Genomic DNA, 6126 nt, shown 5'->3' with positions numbered 1-6126 from the left:
GGAAATATAGCGCAGCCGTTGCCAGCGCAAGCTGGCTTACGGATGCGGCATACCCCTTGCGGGTACACAAAGTATTCCCTCACTTTTAGAACCTTGCCCGGAAACAAAATCTCTCGCTGCCAGCTCTTGCCGATTTAATCAGAGCTTCCTAAACTTCAGCAAATCAGGAGGAAATATATTATGTTAACCAAACGTCAAAATCTGTTGGAAACCATTCACGGCGGCCATCCGGACCGCTTCGTCAACCAGTATGAAGCCTTCGCAATGCAGGTCCGCAATCCCTTTTCCGCCCACAACCCCGCCCCCAAGCTGGGGGAACTGAACGTGGTCAACGCCTGGGGTGTTACCCGCTCCTGGCCCGCCGGTACCCCCGGTGCCTTCCCCGTCCACACCCCGGACAAGATCGTCATCAAGGACGTGGAGGAATGGCAGAAGTATCTGAAAGTACCCAATGTGATCTACAGTGCCCAGGAGTGGGAGCCCTTCATTGAGGCCGCCGAAAAGGTAGACCGGAATGAGCGGTTCTGCACCGCTTTCATTGCCCCCGGCGTGTTTGAGCAGAGCCACTACCTGATGGAGATCCAGAACTGCCTCATGGCGTTCTATGAGTACCCCGATGAAATGCACGAAATTCTGGACCAAATCACCCAGTTTGAGCTGGATCTGGCCAAGGAGATCTGCACCTATATCAAGCCCGATGCCCTGTTCCACCACGATGACTGGGGCAGCCAGCAGTCCACCTTCCTGTCTCCTGAAATGTTCCGGGAGTTCATCAAGCCCTGCTACATGAAGATTTACAAGTACTATAAAGACCACGGCGTGGAGCTCATCGTCCACCACTCCGATTCCTATGCCGCCACCCTGGTGCCGGATATGATCGACATGGGCATTGACATCTGGCAGGGCGTTATGACCTCCAACAATATCCCGGAACTGATCAAGCAGTACGGCGGAAAGATCTCCTTTATGGGCGGTGTTGACAGCGCCACCATCGACTATCCCGACTGGACGGTGGACGACGTGGCAAGAGAAGTTGACCGTGCCTGCAGAGAGTGCGGCAAGCTGTACTTCATTCCCGGCGCCTCTCAGGGTCTGCCTGTGTCTACATTCCCCGGCGTTTACGAGGAGACCAGCCGCCAGATCGAGCTGGCAAGCAAGCGCTACTTCTAAAGAGTCGTGAAAAGGGCGCGTTGCAAAATACGCCCACAAGAAAAACCAGCATCGGCCACTCCCCCAAATGATATGTACCCGGTTTTCTGGACACCGTTATCTGAACTGAATAATTAGTTTTTCATCATGGATGCTTCCCGAAATTTTGCGGGAGGCATCCATTTTGTTTGTGCGCCCGGTGAGCGCACGTTCTCTAGGGTGAAAGTCCCGAAGTCGCCCGGTAGCGGGAAGACTTAGGCTTTGATACACATTTTTAGCTTAATAGTGCGTTTTTTATGTGTTTCTTGCTGTATTGGTGCGTTCTTTGGCCAAAAGAAAACCCCGCAGCGGATAACCGCCACGGGGTAGGGGAGGGCATATGTAATTCCGGCAAAATGCCGGCAAATTGCCGGCAAGTTAGCCGCCGTTTTCAAGTTCGCCTTCCACGATTCGCTGCCATTCGTCCATATGCCCCTCGGCTGCTGGGCGCAAATACGGGTGCGGGGGCCGTCTGCTTGTGCCCTCCTCTTCAAATTGCGCATAATCTTTATGATTTAAAATTACAATACAAATGATTGGAGGGGGAGCAAACATGGCACATAAATGTTTTATTTCATTCAAAAAAGAGGATCAGTGGTACCGTGATAAAATAGACAATCTCTTTTCTGCCTCGGATATAATTGACAAAGGGCTTGATCGAGTGATTGATAGTAATGACGGAGACTATATTATGAAAACGATCCGCCAAGACTATCTTAAAGACTCAACTGTTACGGTATTTCTCATTGGGACACATTCGGCTGAAAATGGGGGATGTGATTATTTGGGACGGCGTAAAAACTATTTCATCGAACGTGAATTGCAAGCCTCCTTATTCAATGGTGAAGGTAACACGCGAAACGGTATTTTGGGTGTTGTTCTCCCTGAGATGTGTGATCAAATCTACAAGGGAACTTACCAATGCCAAAAATGTAATGGAACGCATAGTTATGTTGCTATTGATGACTCGACAGTGATCCGTGAATTCAGTGTCTGGAAAGATTCACTTCCCAAGCAAAAAGAGTTCATGTCTGAAATGACGAATGAGAATAAGGCAATCAAAAGCAACTGGGGCGTGTTTGAAGCCCAAAGTACAACTGTTTTTTGAAACATTTAATTCCGGAAATGAAGTTTGATAATCCAAAACCTATTAACCTCATGAAATATCTCATTCGAGTTTCAATGGGTTCAGATGGAGTGATTTTAGACCTGTTTTCGGGTTCTGCAACTACTTCTGAGGCAGTAATGCGAGTCAACGAAGAAGATGGAGGAAAAAGGAAGTATGCGGATATGTTCGAGGAAGAATACAACGACATTCTCAGCTCCATGCAGCGGGAAATCGGAGACGAGGACTACATACGGTATCTGGACGCAATTTCCGCCCATGACACCCATGCCGGTTACTTCTCTGTTGACAAAAAGGGCAAAATGACCGACAGCAAGCTCTCCGATAAAAAGGAAGGCACGTCCGACGATATTGATGCTTATGACCTGATTATGAAGAACAAGGAGCTGCTTCTGGATCGTGACCCGAAAAGGTCTCCGGTACGCTTTATTTTCTCCCACTCCGCGCTGCGTGAAGGCTGGGACAATCCAAACGTGTTCCAAATTTGTACGCTGAAGCAGAGCAGCAGCGAGGTGCGCAAACGGCAGGAGGTTGGCCGCGGTTTGCGCCTGTGTGTCAACCAGGATGGCGAGCGCATGGATGCAAATGTCCTTGGAAACGATGTGCATTCTGTCAATATTCTGACCGTCATTGCCAGCGAAAGCTACGACAGCTTTGCGAAGGGGTTACAGAGTGAGCTTGCGGAAGCGGTTGCGGGACGGCCTGTGGCGGTTACTGCTGATCTGTTCAAAGGAAAGGTCATTGTGGATGCAAGAGGCAACGAGCAGGTTGTGGACGGCGACACGGCACAGGCCATCTTCTTTGATTTGATTGTCAACGGCTATATCGACAAAAAAGGTGTATTGACCGATAAGTATTACGCTGACAAAGCAAACGGTACAGTTCAGATTGCGGAAGAAGTGGCAGACAGCCGCGATTCCGTAATCGCGATCCTGGATTCCGTCTATGACAGCCGCGCTATGCAGCCGGAGAATGCCCGTGACAAGAATGTTGAGCTGCAGGTCAATCCAGATAAACTGGCTATGCCGGAGTTCAAGGCCCTCTGGAACCGCATTAGTCCGAAATCTGTATATGTGGTCGATTTTGACACAGATGAACTTGTTGACAAGGCGATAGCTTCCATCAACCGAAATCTCCATGTGCCGAAAATCTACTTCAAAGTTGAAACCGGCGCAATGGAGGAGATTAAGTCCAAGGACTCGCTTCTGGAGGGAAGTGCATTCTCAAAGTCAAAGTCGTCTACTTACGACAGCAGCAGGAGAATCCGCACCAACAGCAGCGTGAAGTATGATCTGGTCGGCAAATTAGTTGGAGAAACCGGTTTAACACGAAAGGCAGTTGTCGCAATCCTGACAGGCATTGAAAAATCCGTTTTTGAGCAGTTCAAGTTCAATCCGGAAGAATTCATTATCAAAGCAGCAGCTTTGATCAACGACGAAAAGGCAACCGCAATTATTCAGCATATCACCTATAATATGCTGGAGGAGCGCTACGACACGGACATCTTCACGGAACCGACCATCAAGGGGAAGCTGGGTACAAATGCAATGAAAGCGCAGCGGCATCTATATGATCATATTGTGTATGATTCCACGAACGAGCGCGATTTTGCGGCGGACCTGGATACGAATACGGATGTTGCGGTTTATGTGAAACTGCCGGACAGCTTCTATATTGCGACACCGGTTGGACACTATAATCCGGACTGGGCGATTGCTTTCTATGAGGGTACAGTAAAACACATCTACTTTGTGGCAGAGACAAAGGGCTCCATGTCCTCCATGCAGCTCCGGCTCATTGAGGAATCCAAAATCCACTGCGCAAGAGAGCATTTCAAGGCTATCAGCGACGGAAATGTGGTCTATGATGTTGTGGACAGCTATGCGTCCTTAATGGAAAAAGTCATGCGGTAATATGCGAAAGCCGGTGTATCGCCTAATCACGATACACCGGCTTTTACGCACGATTATGTCTTAATTTTCTGACAAACTTTTCCGTGGTGAACCCGTTTCCCAAAAGTTGTACCTCATTCGCCGCACCAATTCCGCACCAAATTACCATGAAATTATATAAAAGTACATGAAGATATAAAGCGGAAAAGTTCTGGAAAATGAGGAATATGAATGTTTATTGAGAATTATGGAGATATGAAAATAGGTAATTTCCTACAATACCTAATTTCATATCGTTTAAAATCTCCTTTATTCTCTAGAGTGTTTTGGATTAAGGGGGTAGCCACCGCACCAATTCTCTGACCCGGGGATATCGCGTACAACAGACGGCTGGAGGCGGCGAATTCTTCTGACAGACGCTTTTCGTTTTTTTCGTTCGGTGCTGCAATCCCTGTGCATAGGGAATGCAGCTGCATCACGGTTCTTAAGTATATCATAAAACCACGATTCTTTCAACATCTTTTGACTTTTTGATGTGTGCCAATGCGCGGGTTTGTGTGGAAAGGCGAGAGCCTGCGTGTATTTTCCGCACAATGCGCGCAGGTTGCTGTGCGACTGAGCTGCCTGGTCCTTCGCTCCCGGCGATCATGCAGAAAATGCGGTATTCCTGAGAATCCATAAGCGATGTAAATGTTGATTTATTCATGTTTTTTGGGTATACTAGCAAAAAAAGAAGAAAAGGAGTTTTCCAATGAAACGTTTACTTGCGTTTTTATTGCCCCTGTGTCTGCTCCTTGCGGGCTGCTCCGGGGACAGCAAGTCCCTGCAGAGCGAGGTCGATCGGCTGAAGCGGGAGAATACTGCTTTGCAGGAGACCATTGCGCAGCTTCAGGAGCAGCTTTCGGCGCTGCAAAGTACGGCTTTGGAGCGCTGGAGCCTGGATGCCAGGGGGACGGATGAGGAATCTCCCGCCCAGATCCTGTTTTCTGCCAGCCCCCTTGCCCGGCAGGGGGGGCAGACTGCCCAACTGCTGGTGACCTTGGACGGGGCGGAGATCGCCAGAGAGGATTGCCGGTGGGATGGTGAAAACTATACAGCGGAGTTGTCCCTGCTGCCGGAGGACGGCTACGGTTATTATTGTCTGCTGACCGGAGAAACGGGGGAGACGGAACAGGTGCTGCTCAGCACGCCGGACAGCCCAGCAGCTCCCAAACTGACCTATCTTGCGGGAAGCCTGAGTGCTTACGCCAATGCTTTGGCGGAAAATGTCACGGTGCAGGAAGACGCCATCGGCGCGGACGTCACCGTTGCGGTGCAGACGCCGCTGCTCTCAGCGGACGGAAATCCGGTGGTGCTGGTGCTGGCAAAGCTGCGCTGGCAGCGGGAGGACCAGCTGCTCTCCGAGCAGATCCTGAATCTGCGGGAAGGGGAGACGGAGGGCAGTCTGACGGGGCAGTTCCCGGTCCGGCTGGAGAATCCGCCTATGGAGGACGGTGCTGCTATTGACCTGGTGCTCACCGCCGAACTCTCCGATGGCAGAATTCTGACCTGCGTCGCCGGTTCCTGGACCGCCCAGGATGGCAGACTGGATTCCTCCGTCGGCTGATTTTGCAGCCTGATGTAAACGAAAAAAATCCCATCATCTACTCCCTTTGGAGGCCAATGCGGACTTCTTTTCTGGAACCGGAAGCTGCAAAAGATATCTTCCGACGGCCCGGCAGCATGATAAAGGAGATTCCCTGTTGACAGGCAGCGCGTTTGCGTGTACAATAGGCTAAACTGAATAGCAAAAGCGATGACGAAGACGGATTTGATTATGCGGCGTATAGAGAGCCGGGGACGGTGGAAGCCTGGCGGACTGCGGTCAAAAATCCCATCCCTTCCGAGCTGAAGTCCCCGAAAGCGCCGCAAGTAGGGGCT

Annotated in this window: 4 protein-coding genes; all 4 read left to right on the top strand. The window is 50.3% G+C overall.

Annotation, left to right across the window (positions count from 1 at the left end):
- Nucleotides 1-180 precede the first annotated feature (180 nt).
- The 4 genes from KQI10_RS05580 (at nucleotide 181) to KQI10_RS05565 (ending at nucleotide 5812) form a co-directional block, all read left to right on the top strand.
- Nucleotides 181-1170: a uroporphyrinogen decarboxylase family protein gene (locus tag KQI10_RS05580; protein WP_216566420.1), complete on the top strand. Its 990-nt coding sequence runs from the start codon at nucleotides 181-183 to the stop codon at nucleotides 1168-1170.
- A gap of 571 nt (nucleotides 1171-1741) precedes the next feature.
- Nucleotides 1742-2296: a TIR domain-containing protein gene (locus KQI10_RS05575; RefSeq protein ID WP_216566419.1), complete on the top strand. Its 555-nt coding sequence runs from the start codon at nucleotides 1742-1744 to the stop codon at nucleotides 2294-2296.
- Between the two features lie 17 nt (nucleotides 2297-2313).
- Nucleotides 2314-4227 (top strand): DNA methyltransferase, encoded by a 1914-nt coding sequence (locus tag KQI10_RS05570; protein ID WP_256445301.1) that lies wholly within the window; start codon nucleotides 2314-2316, stop codon nucleotides 4225-4227.
- Between the two features lie 730 nt (nucleotides 4228-4957).
- Entirely contained in the window at nucleotides 4958-5812 is an 855-nt protein-coding gene (locus KQI10_RS05565; protein WP_216566417.1) for a hypothetical protein, read from the top strand.
- Nucleotides 5813-6126: the final 314 nt, after the last annotated feature.

This window comes from Pseudoflavonifractor sp. MSJ-30 (assembly GCF_018918045.1).
In the GTDB taxonomy this organism is placed as follows: Bacteria; Bacillota; Clostridia; order Oscillospirales; family Oscillospiraceae; genus Faecousia.
The sequence above is the reverse complement of the archived record's forward strand: the minus strand, read 5'-3'. Positions and strand labels throughout refer to the sequence as shown.

What these genes read in the sequence shown, in the direction of transcription:
- KQI10_RS05580 (WP_216566420.1), top strand. Translation starts at nt 181, where the DNA reads ATGTTAACCAAACGTCAAAATCTGTTGGAAACCATTCACGGCGGCCAT.
- KQI10_RS05575 (WP_216566419.1), top strand. Translation starts at nt 1,742, where the DNA reads ATGGCACATAAATGTTTTATTTCATTCAAAAAAGAGGATCAGTGGTAC.
- KQI10_RS05570 (WP_256445301.1), top strand. Translation starts at nt 2,314, where the DNA reads ATGAAGTTTGATAATCCAAAACCTATTAACCTCATGAAATATCTCATT.
- KQI10_RS05565 (WP_216566417.1), top strand. Translation starts at nt 4,958, where the DNA reads ATGAAACGTTTACTTGCGTTTTTATTGCCCCTGTGTCTGCTCCTTGCG.